Origin of the sequence: Streptomyces cyanogenus, from assembly GCF_017526105.1 — a bacterium.
Lineage (GTDB): Bacteria > Actinomycetota > Actinomycetes > Streptomycetales > Streptomycetaceae > Streptomyces > Streptomyces cyanogenus.
This window is the reverse complement of record NZ_CP071839.1, coordinates 5,787,939-5,804,337: the sequence shown is the minus strand read 5'-3', so window position 1 is coordinate 5,804,337 and position 16,399 is coordinate 5,787,939. Positions and strand designations below refer to the sequence as shown.

Here is a 16,399-nt window from a genome sequence, read left to right as displayed (position 1 = left end):
AGGGATTGACGGCCTTGCTGACAAGCAGTCTCATAAGAGCCGGACGACTACCCCCGGGTAACGAGGTGAGGGAGCCATGACGACCCTGACGGAAGCGGACGCGCTGGACGGGCTGCGCGACGCGCTCGGCCTGCTCAAGGACCGGGAACAGGTGGCCGAACGGCTGCTCGCCTCTTCCGCCAAGCACTCCTTCGACCCGGACGAGGAGCTGGACTGGGAGGCGCCCTTCGAGGAGGGCAAGTGGTTCTGGCCGCCGGAGCTGGTCTCGCTGTACGACACCCCGATGTGGAAGCGGATGAGCGAGGAGCAGCGCATCCTGCTGTCCCGGCACGAGGCCGCCGCGCTGGCCTCGCTCGGCATCTGGTTCGAGATCATCCTGATGCAGCTGCTGGTCCGGCACATCTACGACAAGGCGGCGACGAGCGCCCACGTGCGGTACGCGCTCACCGAGATCGAGGACGAGTGCCGGCACTCGAAGATGTTCGCGCGGCTGATCACGCACGGCGGCACGCCCTGGTACCCGGTGAGCCGCGCCCACCGGAACCTCGGCCGCCTGTTCAAGACGATCTCCACCACCCCCGGTTCCTTCACCGCCACGCTGCTGGGCGAGGAGGTCCTGGACTGGATGCAGCGGCTGACGTTCCCGGACGAGCGGGTCCAGCCTCTGATACGGGGCGTCACCCGCATCCACGTGGTCGAGGAGGCCCGGCACGTCCGGTACGCCCGTGAGGAACTGAGGCGCCAGATGGTGACCGCGCCGAAGTGGTCCCAGGAGTTCACCCGGGTCACCTCCGGGGAGTTCGCCCGCGTCTTCTCGGTCGCCTTCGTCAACCCGGAGGTCTACACCAACGTCGGCCTGGACAAGCGGGAGGCGATGGCGCAGGTGAAGGCCAGTGCGCACCGGCGCGAGGTCATGCAGACGGGCGCGAAGCGGTTGACGGACTTCCTGGACGACATCGGGGTGCTGCGGGGCGTCGGCCGGCGGCTGTGGAGGTCGTCGGGCCTGCTGGCGTAGGCCGGGAGGCAAGCGCCCCCGAGGGAGGCGTCGCAGGTCCCCGGCACGCCTGGCCGAGGAACGGCGCGAGCCACCGCCACCGGCCACGGCCGCCGATCCCCCGGCACCCGCACGGCGATTAGGCTGCTGGCCATGACCCCGTCGGCAACCCCCGCATACCGTCGGCTCAGCGTCGAGGAGCGGCGCAGCCAGCTCCTCGACGCCGCCCTGGGCCTCTTCGCGCACCGCGCCCCCGAGGACGTCTCCCTGGACGACGTGGCGGAGGCGGCCGGGGTCTCGCGTCCGCTGGTGTACCGGTACTTCCCCGGCGGCAAGCAGCAGCTGTACGAGGCCGCGCTGCGCTCGGCCGCCGAGGAGCTCCGGCAGTGCTTCGACGAGGCCCGCGAAGGCCCGCTGCTGCCCCGCCTGGCCCGCGCCCTGGACCGCTACCTGGCCTTCGTTGACGAGCACGACACCGGTTTCGGCGCGCTGCTCCAGGGCGGCAGCGTGGTGGAGACCTCCCGCACCAGCGCCATCGTGGACGGGGTGCGCCGGTCCGCCGCCGAGCACATCTACCAGCACCTGGGCATCACCGCTCCCGGCCCCCGGCTGCGCATGACGGTCCGGATGTGGATCACGGCCGTGGAGGCGGCCTCCCTGATCTGGCTGGACGAGGGCAAGCAGCCCCCGGCCGCGGAACTGCGGGACTGGCTGGTGGAGCAGTTCGTGGCCGTCCTCACGGTCACCGCGGGCCGGGACCCGCAGACCGCCGAGCTCGTCGGCACGCTCGCCGGGGATGACCGAGACTGACCTTGTGAAGAGTCAGGACACCCCTTTCGAGGGCGGCCCCATGGACGGGCGCGTGCTGCCCGTCCTGCTCGGCCCGACCGGGCACCCCCCGAAGACGTACCGCATCCCCGTCCCGGACCCGGCGGGCGGCCCGCCCACGGTGCTGGTCTACCGCCGGGTGCCGCGCGGGCACAGCCGGCGGCTCGGGCTGATCCAGGGGTGGAAGTACCAGTACGACCCGGATGACACGTCCGGGGGGAAACCCAGGTGGCCCTGGTCCAAGACCTCCGGCCCGCCGCGCGGCGAACCGGACGACACCCACGGGTGACAGGATTGCGCCGAATCGCGCAGCCCGGCGTGCGTCACATACGCATCATCTGATTATCGCGGTGCGATGGGGAGCGGAAAGCCCGCCCTTCCCGCAACGGAGATGATGACGTGTCAGGTACGTTCCTGCGCCTGGCCTGTACGGCCGCGGTGGCGGCCCAGGCCGTCCTCGCCCCCGTCCCCGCCGCGGCCGAACCGGAACCGCAGCGGTCCGTGGCCGAGCTGCTGACGGACCTTCAGCAGCTGTACCGGCAGACGGAGCAGGCCACCGAGACGTACAACGCCACCACCGAGCAGCTGGAGCGGCAGCGCGCCGAGGTCGCGCGGCTCGACGGTGAACTGGCCCGGGCGCGGCTGGCGTTGCAGGGCAGCCGGACGGACGCCGGGCGCCTGGCCCGGCAGCAGTACCAGAACAGCGGCGGCCTCGGCCCGTACGTCCGGCTGCTCCTCGCGCCCGACCCGCAGCACGCGCTGGACGAGGGCCATGTCATCGGCGAGCTGGCCCGCGAACGGGCCCGTACGGTGGGACGGCTGGCCGCGGCCGAGAAACGCAAGGACGCGCTGGCCCGAGCGGCCCGCAAGGCCCTGGACACCCAGCTGAGCCTGGCCGGCCGGCAGCAGAGGCAGCGCGACGACGTCCGGTCCCGGCTCGCCGGCGTGGAGCGCCTGCTGGCCGCCCTCACCCCGGAGCAGCTCGCCGCGATCGCCCGCCTCGAACAGCGGGGGGTCGCCGAGGCCCAGCGCACCCTCACCACCGCGGGCGCCCTCCCCGCCGACCGCGCCGCCTCACCGGCGGGCGGCCGCGCGGTCCGGTACGCCCTGGACCAGGTCGGCAAGCCGTACGCCTGGGGGGCGCAGGGCCCGGACGCGTACGACTGCTCGGGCCTCACCTCCGAGGCGTGGTCCCACGCGGGGACCCCGATCCCGCGCACCAGCCAGGAGCAGTGGGAGCAGCTCCGACGCGTGCCGTTGAAGGAGCTCCGGCCAGGCGACCTGGTCCTCTACTTCCCCGAGGCGACGCACGTGGCGATGTACGTGGGCGCGGGGAAGGTCGTCCAGGCGCCGAGGCCGGGCGGGAAGGTCACGGTCTCCCCGATCGCCGGCTACCCGATCCTCGGCGCGGTACGTCCCGATTCGGCAGGGCGGGGCTAGCGGGGCCGGCACCGCCACGCGTACGCCGACCGTCCGTGGGACCTCCTGCGTGGCTCGTCCCCCTCCGGCACCTGCCCTCCGGCGTCTCTCCGCCGGTGGGGGGTGCCAGGAGGGGGACGGTCCCGTCAGGCGCCGGTGACCGAGGCCAGATATGCCGCCGTCTTGTCGGGCTCGTAGAAGAAGTCCTCGAAGTCGGACGGGTCGTTGAACGCGTTGGCGAATCGATCCGCCACCGGCTGCAGCTGGCCCGCCGCGCCGATGAGGTTCAGCACGTGCTCCGGCGGCGGCGCCAGCATGGCGTTGGTCCACTTGGTGACGTGCTGCGCGGTGGCCCAGTAGCGGTCGAAGGTCTGCCGCATCCACTCCTCGTCGAACGGCTGGTCCCCGCGCTCCAGGATCGACGCGAGGTACGCGGCCGCGCACTTGGCCGCCGAGTTGGAGCCCTGCCCGGTGATCGGGTCGTTGGCGACGACCACGTCGGCCACGCCGAGGACCAGTCCGCCGCCGGGCAGCCGGCCGACGGGGTTGCGCACGGTCGGGGCGTACCGGCCGGCCAGCGTGCCGCCGGCGTCGGTCAGTTCGACCTTCGTGGCCCGCGCGTACTCCCAGGGCGTGAACTTCTCCATGAGTTCCAGGGTCAGGGAGAGGTGCTCCGCCGGGTCCTTGACGCCGTTGAAGACGTCGAGCGGGCCGCCGGGTATGCCCTCCCAGAACAGGATGTCGGCGCGGCCGGACGTGGTCAGGGTCGGCATCACGAACAGCTCGCCGACGCCGGGGACCAGGTTGCAGCGGACGGCCTCGAACTCCGGGTGCTCCGGGCGCGGGCCGAGCCCGTGGACGTACGCCACCGCCAGCGCCCGCTGCGGCTCGCTGTACGGGGAGCGCTCCGGGTCGCGGGCGAACATCGACACCAGCTCGCCCTTGCCGGCCGCGACCAGGACGAGGTCGTAGGCGCGCGAGAAGTAGTCCAGGTCGCCGACCGCCGCGCCGTGGATGACCAGCTGGCCGCCGCGCTGCGCGAAGGTCTCCATCCAGCCGGCCATCTTCACCCGCTGGTCCACCGACTGGGCGTACCCGTCGAGCCTGCCGACCCAGTCGATCGCCCGCTGGGTGGGGCCCGGGTCGTGCGAGCCGGGCGCGGCGACCGAGACGCCGAGCCCCTCGATCTTCGGGGCCTGGGACTCCCAGAAGTTCAGCTGGAGGTCGCGCTCGTGCTGGAGTGCCGTGTCGAACATGCACTGCGTGGACATGACCCGGCCCGCGCGGATCTCGTCCGCGGTCCGGTTCGACATCAAGGTGACCTCGTAGCCGTGCGACTGCAGGCCGAGGGCGAGCTGGAGGCCGGACTGGCCGGCTCCGACGACGAGTATCTTCCGCATGCGGGTGGTGTCTCCTACGGGGACTGGGGACGGTTCCTGGACTACTCGGGGGTTTCGTCCAGCGCGTGGGCCACCAGGGCCAGGAGGGTCTCGATCACCGAGATCCGCCGTCGCGCGTCCATGATCATGACAGGGACGTGCGCGGGGATCGTCAGCGCTTCCCGGACGTCCTCCGGCTCGAACCGCTCGCTGCCGTCGAAGTGGTTGACCGCGACGACGTACGGCAGGCCACAGCTCTCGAAGTAGTCCAGCGCGGGGAAGCAGTCCTTCAGACGGCGGGTGTCGGCCATGACGACGGCGCCTATCGCGCCGCGCACCAGGTCGTCCCACATGAACCAGAACCGCTGCTGGCCCGGCGTGCCGAACAGGTAGAGCACCAGGTCGTCGTCGAGCGTGATGCGGCCGAAGTCCATGGCCACGGTGGTGGTGAGTTTGCCCGGCGTGGCCGACAGGTCGTCGGTGTCCTCGCTGGCCTCGGTCATCAGCGCCTCGGTCTGCAGGGGCGTGATCTCCGAGACGGAGGTGACCAGGGTGGTCTTGCCGACGCCGAAGCCGCCCGCCACCACGATCTTCGTGGCGATCGGGGCGCGTGTCCGGTCGGTCTGCCAGGACTTCAGGTTCTCGTCCGGCTCGGTGGAGGCGGCGAGGGGAGTGCCCCCGAAGGAGGCGGTGGCGTCAGAGACGGCGGAGTCCACTCAGCACCCTTTCCAGCAGAGCGCGGTCCGGGCGGCCGGTGCCGTGACCGGTTCCGGTGCCGTACACACGGATCTTTCCCTGGTCCGCGAGGTCGCTCAGGAGCACGCGGACCACGCCGAGCGGCATCTTCAGCAGCGCGGCGATCTCGGCCACCGTGCGCATACGGCGGCACAGCTCGACGATGGCCCGCATCTCCGGCATGACCCGGGTGGTGAGCGAGCTGTTCGTCAGTTCCTTGCGCTCCTCGGGTGCGTCCAGCGCCGCCACGAACGTCTCCACGAGGAGGACGTGGCCGAAGCGGGTACGGCCGCCGGTGAGCGAGTAGGGGCGGACGCGGGCGGGTTTGCGTCCGCCGCCGCGGACGGGCAGGTTCGGTGTGCCGCTCATCGGGTGCTCCCCGTCGACTCGGCCTCCAGGGATTTGCGCAGCTCGCTGCGGAGTTCGGGCGTCAGCACGTGGCCGGCGCGGCCGACGAAGAGCGCCATGTGGTACGCCACGACGCTCATGTCGCACTCGGCGGAACCGTGGACGCCGAGCAGCGAGCCGTCACTGATCGACATCACGAACAGGCTGCCCTCCTCCATCGCGACCATCGTGTGCCGGACCGCGCCGAAGTCCATCAGCTTGGCGGCGCCGACGGTGAGGCTGCCGATGCCGGAGACGATGGTGGCGAGGTCGGCGGAGGAGCCCCGGGGGCCCTTCGCCGGGCGGGCCGTGCGGGACTGCTCGGTGTGGCCCGGGTCGGACGAGAGCAGCAGCAGCCCGTCGGACGAGACCACGGCGACGGACTGGATGCCGGGTACTTCCTCGACCAGGTTGGTCAGCAGCCAGTGCAGGTTGCGGGCTTCACTGCTCAGTCCGTAGGTACTGGGCGCGGTCAACTGCTTGCCTCCTCGGCTGTGCCCCCCGTGGCTTCTTCGGCGTGTGCGTGGCTGGTCGGCCGCTTGGTACCGGCCGTCTGTTCGGTGATCTCCGCCGCTACGTCGCGGTAGCCGGCCTCGGCACCGCGGCGGAAGCCGCCGAGCCTGCGGCGCAGGGCTTCCGCGTCCACGGACGCGCTGCGCTGGCGGGGCGGGGCGGTGGGTGCGGTGATCCTGGGTGTGCGCTTGGGGAGGCCCTTGCTGGTGAGCTGCTCCTCCGCGTCGGCCTGCGGCGCCTCGGCGGGCGCGTCCGCCTCGGCTTCGGCTGCGGCCTCCGGGTGCCCCCCGGCACCGTTCGTGCGGCCTTCGTCGTCGGGTGCGGACGGTCCCTGCGGGGTGTCCTCGCGGTCGGCCGCCGGGCCGTGCGCACGGTCCGTCCCCGCGGGCGCCGGTTCCGCCGACGCGTCCGGGAGGAGCAGTTCCATCGTCGTCTCGGCGTAGGTCTCCGCCGGGGCCTTCGGGCGGGTCTCCGTGTCCTGGGTGGGCTGGGCGGCCTGCTCGTGGGCCTCCTCCGGGGACGGCTCCGGCGCCTGGACCGGTGCCTGCTCCGACGCCACCTCCGGCGCCTGGTCCGGTGCGTCCTCCGGTGCCTGTTCCGCTGCCTGCTCCGGGGACTCCTCGGCGGCCTCCCGCACCACCGGCTCCGGGGACTCCTCGGCGGCCTCCCGTACCGCCTGCTCCGCCAGGGTGACCAGGGGGTCCTGGTGCTTGCGGGCGGGCAGGACGTTGGAGTTGGCCTCCGCGTCGGCGCCGGGGAGGGTGAAGGCGCCGGTGGCGCCGGGGGCGGTCTGCGGCGGGAGGGCGGCGGGCGGGGCCTCGACGAGGAGGCCGGCCGGGAGCACCACCACGGCCGCGATACCGCCCTGCTTCTGCTCGCGCAGCTGGACGCGGACGCCGTGCCGGTGGGCGAGGCGCGCGACGACGTACAGGCCGAGGCCGAGGCCGTCGTCCCCCTCCTGGTCGTAGAGGGCCTCGGGGTCGAAGTCGGCGAGGCGGGCGTTGAGGCGGGCCAGGCGGTCCTCCGTCACGCCGATGCCCTCGTCCTGGACGGAGAGCATGACCTCACCCGACTCCAGCAGCCAGCCGGAGACCTCGACCGGCAGGTCCGGCGGGGAGAACGCGGTGGCGTTCTCCATGAGTTCGGCCAGCAGGTGGGAGAGGTCGTCGGCGGCGAAGCCGGCCACGTGCGCGTGCGGCGGCAGCGCGGCGATGCGGACGCGCTCGTACCGTTCGATCTCGCTGACCGCCGCCCGGACCACGTCGACCAGCGGCACCGGGCCGGGGTGCTGCTGGACGTGCTCGGTGCCGGCGAGGACCAGGAGGTTCTCGCTGTGCCGGCGCATGACCGTGGCGAAGTGGTCCAGCTTGAACAGGGTGGAGAGGCGGTCGGGGTCCTGCTCCCGCTCCTCCAGGCCCTCGATGACCGCCAGCTGGCGCTCGACCAGGCCCAGGGTGCGCAGGGCCAGGTTGACGAAGGTGGTGCCGATGCTGGTGCGCAGCCGCTCCAGCTGGGCGGCGGACTCGGCGAGTTCGGCGCGCAGCTCCTCGCGGGCGTCGGCCATCTTCTGGCGCTGGCCGACCAGGTGCTTGCGGTCGGTCTCCAGGGTGGCCACGCGCTCGTGCAGCGCGACGGCGTGGGCGTGGAGGGCGTTGACCGAGCGGACCACCTGGGCGAACTCGTCGTTGCGGCCCGTGAAGGCGATCGGCTCCTGGCCGGCCGGGTCCTCGGCCTGGGCGAGGCGGGCCGAGCCGCGGCGCAGCACCGACAGGGGGCGGGTCAGGCTGCGGGCCATGGCGGTGGCGACACCCACCGCGACCAGCATCAGCACGCCGAGGACGGCGATCCGGATCTCCAGGGCGGTGACGTCGTCGTCCCGGAGCCGGGCGAGGTCCTTGGTGCGGTGGTCGTAGAGCGCGGACTCGGCGCCGCGCATCAGGTCGACGCGGGCGGACAGGGCGGCGTCCAGCTTCTTGGTGCTGGTGGTCAGCTCGCTGTCGGCCAGGGTGGGCTGGTCGGTGAGCGCGGACAGGTACTTGTCCGCCGAGTTGACCTCGGGGCCGGTGACCGTGGAGTCGTAGGAGTCGACGGCGGCCTTGGGCGCGGTCTCGCGGAAGCCGGCGAGGGCCGCGTCGGCGCGCAGCCGGGCCTGCTGGGCGGCGGCGGTGAGCGCGTCGCGCTGTTTGCGGTCCGCGCCGGTGCCCGTGGTGGACGTGGTGGGCAGGCCGGTGGTGGGGTCGATCACCGTCTGCGTGCGGGAGGGGACGTTCAGCGCGGCCAGCAGCAGGCCGCGGGCGGCGGCGGACTGCTGGACGGCGGAGTCCAGCTCGGCCAGCGCGTGCCCGCCGGAGCCGGCCCGCGGGGGCAGCTGCTCGGCCAGCTGCCCGGCGAGCCGGTGCAGTTCGGTGATCGTCGCCGAGTACGCCTGGTGGGTCTGCAGGGCGTCGGTCTTGCCGGTGAGGGCGGCCCGGCGCAGCGTGTCGATGCCGTCGAGGGCGGTGCGCAGGCGCGCCGGGGTGTCGGTGTCGGCGCGCAGCTCCTCCACCTGCCGGTCCACGCGGGCGCTGCGGTCCTCGGAGGGCGCCTTGGACTTGGGGCGGCCGGCGGCGACGTAGGAGGTGACCTCGTCGCGTTCGTCGGCGAGGGAGTGGGCGAGGGTGAGCGCGTCCTGGGTGCGCGCGGCGAGCGTCACCAGGTCCTGTGAGTCGCCGACGTCCTGGGAGGCGCTCAACAGCGCGGGCGCGCCGGCCCCTGCGACGGCCGCCGCCACCACGGCGACGGCGACGATCAGCCGGGTGCGCACATGGGTGGGGCGGCCGGAGCCCACGGGGGTCTGGGGAACGGTCCCCTCGGGGGCCGTCTGCCTGCCTGTGCGCCGAGGCCGCTTCTTCTGCACCGGTGCTCGCAATCCTGAACTCGTCTACCCAGGGGCCCGGGTGGCGCCCCGTCAGCTCGGTGCCAAGTGGTGCGCACACCCGGTTCGTACGGTTCCCGACCCTCCCAGCGCCGGTGGGCAGTGGTCGCGCATCACCTGACCCGCCACCCGAAGGAGTGAACATCGGAGGGGAGTTGGCGGGCAAGTTCCTCTGGCGCGTGCGGGGCTCTTGCGCGGTGGGCCGGTTGGACGCGCGCGGCAGGCTTTGGCAGTATTCGCCACCACGCCTTCCCGGAGTGGATCATTCCTGCCCAAACCAGGCGCCTGACCTGCGGGGCCGTGATATTTCGCCGGTCCTTGCCAGCCTTTGGCGCATGGTGTGAAGGCCTCGTGCAGACTGGCCGGATGCGCACTGATCTCGTTTCGGACCCCGGCGACACGACCCGCCCCAACGAGGACTTCGCCGGTGTCGGACTACCCGCCTCCGGACAGGGAGGTTGCGTCATCGTCCTGGACGGAGTCACTCCGCCCGGCGGCGGGACGGGCTGTCTGCATTCCGTTCCCTGGTTCACCGCGCGACTGGGCGGTGCGCTGACCGAACTGACCCTTTCCGACCGAGATCTGACGCTCCCGGAGGTTCTCGCGCGGGCGATCCGGCGCACCGCCGAGACCCACGCGGACACCTGTGACCTTTCTCACCCGCGAACGCCTCAGGCAACCGTCGTCGTGGCCCGCTGGTCCGCCGCCGAGGTCGAGTACCTGGTGCTGTCCGACTCGGCGCTGCTGGTGCGGGGGCCCGGCGGCACGGTCACCCCGGTGCTGGACGACCGGCTGGCCCGGCTGCCCCGCGCCGCGCTCGCCACCGACGCCCTGGTCGACGCGCACCTGCGCAACAAGGAGGGCGGCTTCTTCACGGCCGCCGCCGACCCGGCCGTGGCTGCCCGGGCCGTCACCGGCGTCCTGCCCCGGCACGAGGTCCGGGCGCTGGCCGCGCTGACGGACGGCGCGACCCGCTGGACGGAGAAGTTCCGGGAAGGCGACTGGACGGCGCTGTTCGACGTGGTGGCGAAGGAGGGCGCCCGGTCGCTGGTGGAGCGGGTGCGGGAGCTGGAGGCGGCTGACCGCGAGGAGCGGGCGTTCCTGGGCCGGAGCAAGACGCACGACGATGCGACGGTGGTGTACGTGGAGCTGTGACCGCCGGGCCGCCGTGACGGCGCTCACTTGGCCATGACGCCGTTCAGCTCGTGGAGCAGCCGGGCCAGCTCGGCGACCTCGCGGCGGTCCCAGTGGGCGAGCTGGCGGACGTAGCGGGCGCGGCGGGCCTCGCGGACCGTGCCGACGCGGCGGCGGCCCTCGTCGGTGAGGGTGACGAGCCAGGCGCGGCCGTCGGCGGGGTCGGGTTCGCGGGCGATCAGACCCAGGTCCTCCAGGGCCCGCAGCTGCCGGGACATGGTGGCCTTGCCGACGCCGATGTAGGCGGCGAGCGCCGTGGCCCGCTGGCCGCCCAGTTCGTCCAGCCGGATGAGCAGGCCGTAGGCGGAGGACTCCAGGTCGGGGTGGACCTCGCGTGCCATCTCGCCCTGGTTGGCGCGGGCGCGCCTGAGCAGCACGGTCAACTCGCGCTCCAGCGCCAGGAACTCCTGGTCCGCGCCACTGGGCGTCACCTGGCCGGCGACGCCGTGGGCGCCGCCGTTTCCGTCCTCGTGCACGTCAGCACCCCTGCTCGGTTTCGTGGTGGTGAAAGTTTCTGCCAAAAGTCGTCATTGCCGCAGCTCCGTAAGTATTTCGCAGGCGTAGACCAACGGCGTCCTCCGGATCCCCTTCCCACGCCTTATCTACGTGCGTAGCTTCTTTACCACGTCGTTAATGGCATGCCCACGCCAGTGGACGGCGTTCGGCGAGCCCCCCACACAGCTCTCTCCCCCACTTCACTCCCCCGGAGGCACGTCATGCCCGTGCTCAGACCCGGTCCCTTCCGCCCGCGCCCCCTCTCCGTCCTGCTCACGGCTCTGCTCGCGGCGCTCTCCCTCGCCCTCCCGCTCACCTCCGCCCGGGCCGTGAGCACGCCCGGCCGCGGTTCCGCCCACATGGGCATGGGCGTCCTCGCCCACGACGGCCGGGACGGCACGCCCAGCACCGGAGACGCCACCCGGACCGAGGGCGTCGACGTCTCCGCGTACCAGGGCAACGTCGCCTGGTCGACCCTGTGGAGCAGCGGGGTGCGCTGGGCGTACACGAAGGCCACGGAAGGCACGTACTACACGAACCCGTACTTCGCCCAGCAGTACAACGGCTCCTACAACGTCGGCATGATCCGCGGGTCCTACCACTTCGCCACCCCGGACACCACCAGCGGCGCCACACAGGCCAACTACTTCGTGGACCACGGCGGCGGCTGGTCGCGGGACGGCAAAACCCTGCCCGGCGCCCTCGACATCGAGTGGAACCCGTACGGCGCCGCCTGCTACGGCAAGACCGCCGGCCAGATGGTCGGCTGGATCGCCGACTTCATCAGCACCTACAAGGCGCGCACCAGCCGGTACCCGGTGATCTACACGGCCACCAGCTGGTGGACCCAGTGCACCGGCGACTACGGCGGCTTCGCGGCGAACAACCCGCTGTGGATCGCCCGCTACGCCTCCGACCCGGGGACGCTGCCGGCCGGGTGGCCGTACTACACGATGTGGCAGTACACCTCGTCCGGCCCGACCGTCGGCGACCACGACAAGTTCAACGGCGCGCTCGACCGGGTGCAGGCACTGGCCCTCGGCTGAGGCGCCCCCGGTGGCCCGGCCGGGGCCACCGGGTCCGCCGTGCTGCGTTGGTGCTCCGCGCCGCCCGGGATCATGCTGGTCAGGAGAGCCTGCCGAGCAAGGGCGAGATGAGCGGCGATGGAGCGACAGTCGACGTACACGGCCACGGCCACCATCGATGAGCAGGGCATCCTGACCGGCTGGAGCGAGGGCGCGCGGCGGCTGCTCGGCTACGACTCCCCGGCGGTGGTCGGCCGGCCCGCCACCGCGCTGCTCGCCGCCGACCACACCGTGGTCCGGCGGGCGCTGGCCGGGCGCACCCGCTGGAACGGCACCGTCCCGCTGCGCCACCGGGACGGCCGGCTCGTGGAACTGGGCGTGCTCGCCCACCGCCGGACCTCCCGGACCGGGACCGCCGACTGGCTCGTGGTGAGCGCCGTGACGGCCCGCGTCCAGCCGCCCCGCGGCGAACCGCTGGAGGAGTGGACGTTCCTCCAGTCCCCCTTCCCCCTGGCGATCTTCGACGCGGACCTGCGCCTGGTGCGCGCCAACCGCCGGCTGGAGCACGCCCTCGCCCTGCCCGAGGCGGCGATGCGCGGGCTGGCCCTCGCCCACATCGTGCCGGGGGACGCGAGCGAGGAGGCCGACCGGGCGATGCGGGTGGCGCTGGAGTCGGGCCGGCCGCAGGAGGCGCCGATCCGCCTCGGTGCGGATCTCGGCCCGACCACCGTCCTCACCCCGCTGAAGGACGCCGACGGCCGGGTCCGGGCCGTCTGCCTGTCCGTGCAGGAACCGTCCCAGGAGACCACCGCCCGGCCGCGGCCCCCCGACGCCGCCGGCGTGCCCGCCGGGACACTGGCGGAACAGGCCCGCGCCGCCCAGGAACTCGGCGAGGTCACGGTCCCCCGGCTGGCCGACGTCATGGCGGTCGACCTGCTCGACTCCCCGCGGAGCAGCGCCGCATCCGCCGCCCCGGAGCAGGTCGTGCTGCGCCGGGCCGCCCTGCGCCCGGTCCCGGACGGCGACCGGCCGGGGCACGGCGCCGGTGTCGGCCAGACCGTCGTCTGCCCGGCCGGCTCACCGCCCGCCCGCTGCCTTGCGACGGCCCGCCCGCAGCTGTACGACACGGCGGACCCGGACATCGCCGAGTGGGCGGCGCTGGACCCGGGCGCGGCGTGGCTGCGCACGTCCGGCGCGCACTCCCTGCTGGCGGTGCCGCTGCTGGTGCCGGGCGGCACGCTCGGCGTGGCCCTGTTCGGCCGGCACCCGGAGCGGGGGCCGTTCGGCCCGGAGGAGCTGCGGCTCGCCGAGGAGTTCACCGCGAAGGCGGCCACCGGCATGGAGCAGGCCCACGGCTACGCCCGGTCCCGCACCACCACCATGGCCCTGCAGCGCAGCCTGCTGCCGCACACGCTGCCCGAGCAGGAGGCGCTGGAGATCGCCACCCGCTATCTGCCGGCCGCGACCCGGGCCGGCGTGGGCGGTGACTGGTTCGACGTGATCCCGCTGTCCGGGGCGCGGGTCGCGCTCGTGGTGGGCGATGTGGTGGGCCACGGCATCCGGGCCTCCGCCACCATGGGCCGGCTGCGCACGGCGGTGCGCACCCTGGCCGACGTCGACCTGCCGGCCGACGAGCTGCTCACCCACCTGGACGACCTGGTGCTGCGGCTGGCCGCCGACGAGGGCAGCGCCGACCCGGGCGCCGACACCGCCGGCGGCATCGGGACCACCTGCCTGTACGCCGTCTACGACCCGGTCTCGCGCCGGTGCTCCGCGGCCCGGGCCGGGCATCCGCCGCCCGCCGTGGTGAGCCCGGACGGCACCGTCCGCTTCCTCGACGTGCCCGCTGGGCCGCCGCTCGGGCTCGGCGGGCTGCCCTTCGAGGCGATCGAGGCGGAACTGCCCGAGGGCAGCCTGCTGGCGCTGTACACCGACGGGCTGCTGGAGGCCCGCGACCACGACATCGACGAGGCGCTGGACAAGATGTTCGCCGCGCTCGGCCGTCCCGCGAAGTCCCTGGAAGCGGTGTGCGACCGGGTCCTCGCCGACCTGCTCAGCCACCGCCCCGACGACGACATCGCCCTGCTGGTGGCCCGTACCCGGGCGCTGCACGAGGACCTGGTCGCCTCCTGGCAGCTGGACGACCGGCCCAGCGTGGTCGCGCTGGCCCGCCGGTACGCCACCGAGCAGCTGTCCGCCTGGGGCCTGGACGAGGCCGCGTTCACCACCGAGCTGATGGTCAGCGAGCTGGTCACCAACGCCATCCGCTACGGCCGCCCGCCCATCCGGCTCCGGCTGATCCACCAGGGCACCAAGCTGATCAGCGAGGTGTACGACTCCAGCGGCACCACCCCGCACATGCGCCGGGCCCGGATCTTCGACGAGGGCGGCCGGGGCCTGCTGCTGGTCGCCCAGCTCGCCCAGCGCTGGGGCACCCGGCACGACCGGGTCGGCAAGACGGTGTGGGCGGAGCAGTCGCTGACCGCGCTGTGACCCCGGACGCGGACACGCCCCCGCCCCGCCGTGGGCAGCGGCGGGGCGGGGTGGGTGTGAACGGGGCCGGACCGCCTAGTCGTCCCAGTCGACCCACTTGCAGACGTACTCGTGGTACTGGTGATGCCACCAGCAGTAGTAGTGCTTGTGGTGATGGTTGTGGTGGTGGTCGTGGTGATGGTCGTGCGCCGGGGCCTGGGCGACCGTCGGCGTCTGCTGCAGCGGGGCCGCGCTCGCGGTGACGGCCGGCAGCATCACACCGGCGGCGATCGCACCGGCCGAGACGGCGAGCGCGGCCAGTCGCACGCCCCGCTTCGAGCGGCGTTCCCCAAGGTTCTCGTTCGTGCGCTTCACGGCTTGTCTCCTCCTGGTGTCGCGGGCCTGTCGGTGTCCGGTGGTTCCGGTGCGGCCCGTGCTTCCAGTAGGCCGGAGCGGCACGGAGGGGTCATGTTCCGAGGACTCGGGACTTGACGGAGGAGGGCGGCCGGGGAAAATGCCGCCCGCTAGCGGGGCGCCCGGAGCACGGGACCGGCCCAGCCGGGCGGCTCGGGCGGCGGTTCGTGCGGCGGCTCGGGCTCCTCGGCCCGGTCCAGGCCCGGGTCCGCGCAGGGCCCGGCGGCCGGCCGCAGGTCCGCGAGCGCCGGCGCGGGGCCGCGCAGGCCGGCCCCGCCGACGGCGCCGCGCAGGGCCATCACGAACTCCAGGCAGCTGCCGTAGCGGTCGTCGGGAATCTTCGCCAGGGCCCGGTGCAGCACCTCGTCCGCGTCGGCCGGGATGTCCGGCCGCTCCCCGCTCACCGCGGGCGGCGGGTCGTACTGGTGGGCCCAGAGCAGCTCCAGCTGGTCCGCCCGGCGGAAGGGCGGGGCGCCCACCAGGGTCTCGTGGACCACACAGGCGAGGCTGTACTGGTCGGACCGGCCGTCCACCGGGCGCCCGGCGATCCGCTCGGGCGCCACGTAGTCCAGCGTGCCGACGAACTCGCCCGCCGTGGTGAACCCGGTGAGCGACAGCGACTTCTTCGCCAGGCCGAAGTCGGTGAGGTAGACGTGCTCGGGGTGGTCGCTGTCGATGCCCTTGGCGACCAGCACGTTGCCCGGTTTGACGTCCCGGTGCACCAGGTCGCGGGCGTGGGCCGCGTCGAGCGCCGAGGCGAGCTGGACGGCGATGCGCAGCGCGGCCGGCACCGGGAGCGGGCCCTCGCGGTCGAGCAGGGCGCGCAGGTCGAGGCCGGAGACGAAGCACATGGCGATGTACAGGACCCCGTCGGCCTCGCCGGCCTCGAAGACGGGCACGATGTTGGGGTGGTCGATGGCGGCGGCCACCCGGGACTCCTGCGCGAAGCGGCTGCGGAAGGCCTCGTTGCGGGTGTACTCGGGGGCGAGCAGCTTCAGGGCGACCGTGCGGCCCAGGCGCAGGTCCTTGGCGCAGTAGACGACGGCCATGCCGCCACGGCCGAGTTCGCGCTCCACCCGGTAGCCCGCGATCTCGGCCCCGATCAGGCCCGAGGCGCCCTCGGAAGGCCGACTCACGCCTGAATTCTACCGAGTGATCCCGTTCCGGGCGTACGACGCAGGCCCGGGAGAGCCCGGCCGGGCAGGACCGAGACCCGGGATCCGGGCCGGGCACGGCGGACACCGGGGACGGGCCGACCGGGGCAGGGCGGAGCCCCGGATCCCAGCCGGGCAGGGCGGACGCCCGGAGAGGCCGGGTGCGTGCGGCGGACGCCCGGGAGAGACCAGGCGCGGTCGGCCGACGCCCGGGAGAGCCCAGGCGCAGTCGGCCGAGACCCGGAGAGACCAAGCGCAGTCGGCGGACGACCGGAGAGCCCAGGCGCAGTCGGCCGAGGCCCGGAGAGCCCAGGCTCGGTCAGCCGAGCCCCGGAGAGGCCAGGCGCAGTCGGCGGACGACCGGAGAAGCCAGCACAGTCGGCCAAGGCCCGGGAGAGACCAAGCGCAGTCAGCCAAGGCCCCGGAGAGACCAAGCGCAGTCGGCGGACGACCGGAGAGACCAAGCGCAGCCGGCC

Annotated in this window: 15 protein-coding genes; 7 read left to right on the top strand and 8 right to left on the bottom strand. The window is 73.5% G+C overall.

The features are described 5' to 3' along the window. The first annotated feature begins 76 nt into the window (after nt 1-76). From S1361_RS26250 to S1361_RS26235, 4 genes are all read left to right on the top strand, one after another. Complete coding sequence (locus S1361_RS26250; protein WP_208034304.1) at nt 77-1,015, top strand: AurF N-oxygenase family protein; 939 nt, start codon at nt 77-79, stop codon at nt 1,013-1,015. Nucleotides 1,016-1,147: 132 nt separating this feature from the next. Beyond that, entirely contained in the window at nt 1,148-1,804 is a 657-nt protein-coding gene (locus tag S1361_RS26245; protein WP_208034302.1) for a TetR/AcrR family transcriptional regulator, read from the top strand. A 4-nt stretch (nt 1,805-1,808) separates the two neighbouring features. After that, nucleotides 1,809-2,111: a hypothetical protein gene (locus S1361_RS26240; protein WP_208034300.1), complete on the top strand. Its 303-nt coding sequence runs from the start codon at nt 1,809-1,811 to the stop codon at nt 2,109-2,111. Nucleotides 2,112-2,221: 110 nt separating this feature from the next. Next, a complete protein-coding gene (locus S1361_RS26235; protein ID WP_208034298.1) occupies nt 2,222-3,262 on the top strand; it encodes a C40 family peptidase in 1,041 nt (346 codons plus the stop codon). Between the two features lie 125 nt (nt 3,263-3,387). On the opposite strand, the gene S1361_RS26230 is transcribed toward S1361_RS26235, so the two are convergent. The 5 genes from S1361_RS26230 to S1361_RS26210 are packed head-to-tail and all read right to left on the bottom strand — an operon-like array spanning nt 3,388 to nt 9,151. Beyond that, nucleotides 3,388-4,641, bottom strand: a complete 1,254-nt coding sequence (locus tag S1361_RS26230) for a styrene monooxygenase/indole monooxygenase family protein (protein ID WP_208034296.1) — start codon at nt 4,639-4,641, stop codon at nt 3,388-3,390. Between the two features lie 41 nt (nt 4,642-4,682). After that, on the bottom strand, nt 4,683-5,336 hold the full coding sequence (locus S1361_RS26225) for a GTP-binding protein (protein WP_208034294.1): 654 nt from the start codon (nt 5,334-5,336) through the stop codon (nt 4,683-4,685). Next, nucleotides 5,317-5,724 (bottom strand): DUF742 domain-containing protein, encoded by a 408-nt coding sequence (locus S1361_RS26220; RefSeq protein ID WP_208034293.1) that lies wholly within the window; start codon nt 5,722-5,724, stop codon nt 5,317-5,319. Before S1361_RS26220 ends, S1361_RS26225 begins: the two co-directional genes overlap by 20 nt. After that, entirely contained in the window at nt 5,721-6,218 is a 498-nt protein-coding gene (locus S1361_RS26215; protein WP_208034291.1) for a roadblock/LC7 domain-containing protein, read from the bottom strand. The genes S1361_RS26220 and S1361_RS26215 overlap by 4 nt, the downstream gene beginning before the upstream one ends. Further along, nucleotides 6,215-9,151: a sensor histidine kinase gene (locus S1361_RS26210; protein ID WP_208034282.1), complete on the bottom strand. Its 2,937-nt coding sequence runs from the start codon at nt 9,149-9,151 to the stop codon at nt 6,215-6,217. The genes S1361_RS26215 and S1361_RS26210 overlap by 4 nt, the downstream gene beginning before the upstream one ends. A 384-nt stretch (nt 9,152-9,535) precedes the next feature. On the opposite strand from S1361_RS26210, the gene S1361_RS26205 reads away from it, so the two are divergent. Continuing rightward, nucleotides 9,536-10,324 carry a protein phosphatase 2C domain-containing protein gene (locus tag S1361_RS26205; RefSeq protein WP_208034281.1) on the top strand — a complete coding sequence of 263 codons (789 nt, stop codon included), beginning with the start codon at nt 9,536-9,538 and terminating at the stop codon, nt 10,322-10,324. A gap of 23 nt (nt 10,325-10,347) precedes the next feature. Here the strand turns inward: S1361_RS26205 and S1361_RS26200 are convergent, their stop codons facing one another. Next, a complete protein-coding gene (locus S1361_RS26200) occupies nt 10,348-10,839 on the bottom strand; it encodes a MarR family winged helix-turn-helix transcriptional regulator (RefSeq protein ID WP_208034279.1) in 492 nt (163 codons plus the stop codon). 240 nt (nt 10,840-11,079) lie between these two features. On the opposite strand from S1361_RS26200, the gene S1361_RS26195 reads away from it, so the two are divergent. Continuing rightward, the gene (locus tag S1361_RS26195) at nt 11,080-11,904 is read left to right on the top strand and encodes a lysozyme (protein WP_208034271.1); all 825 of its coding nucleotides are present in this window, start codon (nt 11,080-11,082) and stop codon (nt 11,902-11,904) included. Between the two features lie 117 nt (nt 11,905-12,021). Next, nucleotides 12,022-14,376: a SpoIIE family protein phosphatase gene (locus S1361_RS26190; protein WP_208034269.1), complete on the top strand. Its 2,355-nt coding sequence runs from the start codon at nt 12,022-12,024 to the stop codon at nt 14,374-14,376. Nucleotides 14,377-14,451: 75 nt separating this feature from the next. Here the strand turns inward: S1361_RS26190 and S1361_RS26185 are convergent, their stop codons facing one another. After that, entirely contained in the window at nt 14,452-14,730 is a 279-nt protein-coding gene (locus tag S1361_RS26185; protein ID WP_208034262.1) for a hypothetical protein, read from the bottom strand. 149 nt (nt 14,731-14,879) lie between these two features. Next, nucleotides 14,880-15,905: a serine/threonine-protein kinase gene (locus S1361_RS26180; protein WP_243769303.1), complete on the bottom strand. Its 1,026-nt coding sequence runs from the start codon at nt 15,903-15,905 to the stop codon at nt 14,880-14,882. Nucleotides 15,906-16,399 lie beyond the last annotated feature (494 nt).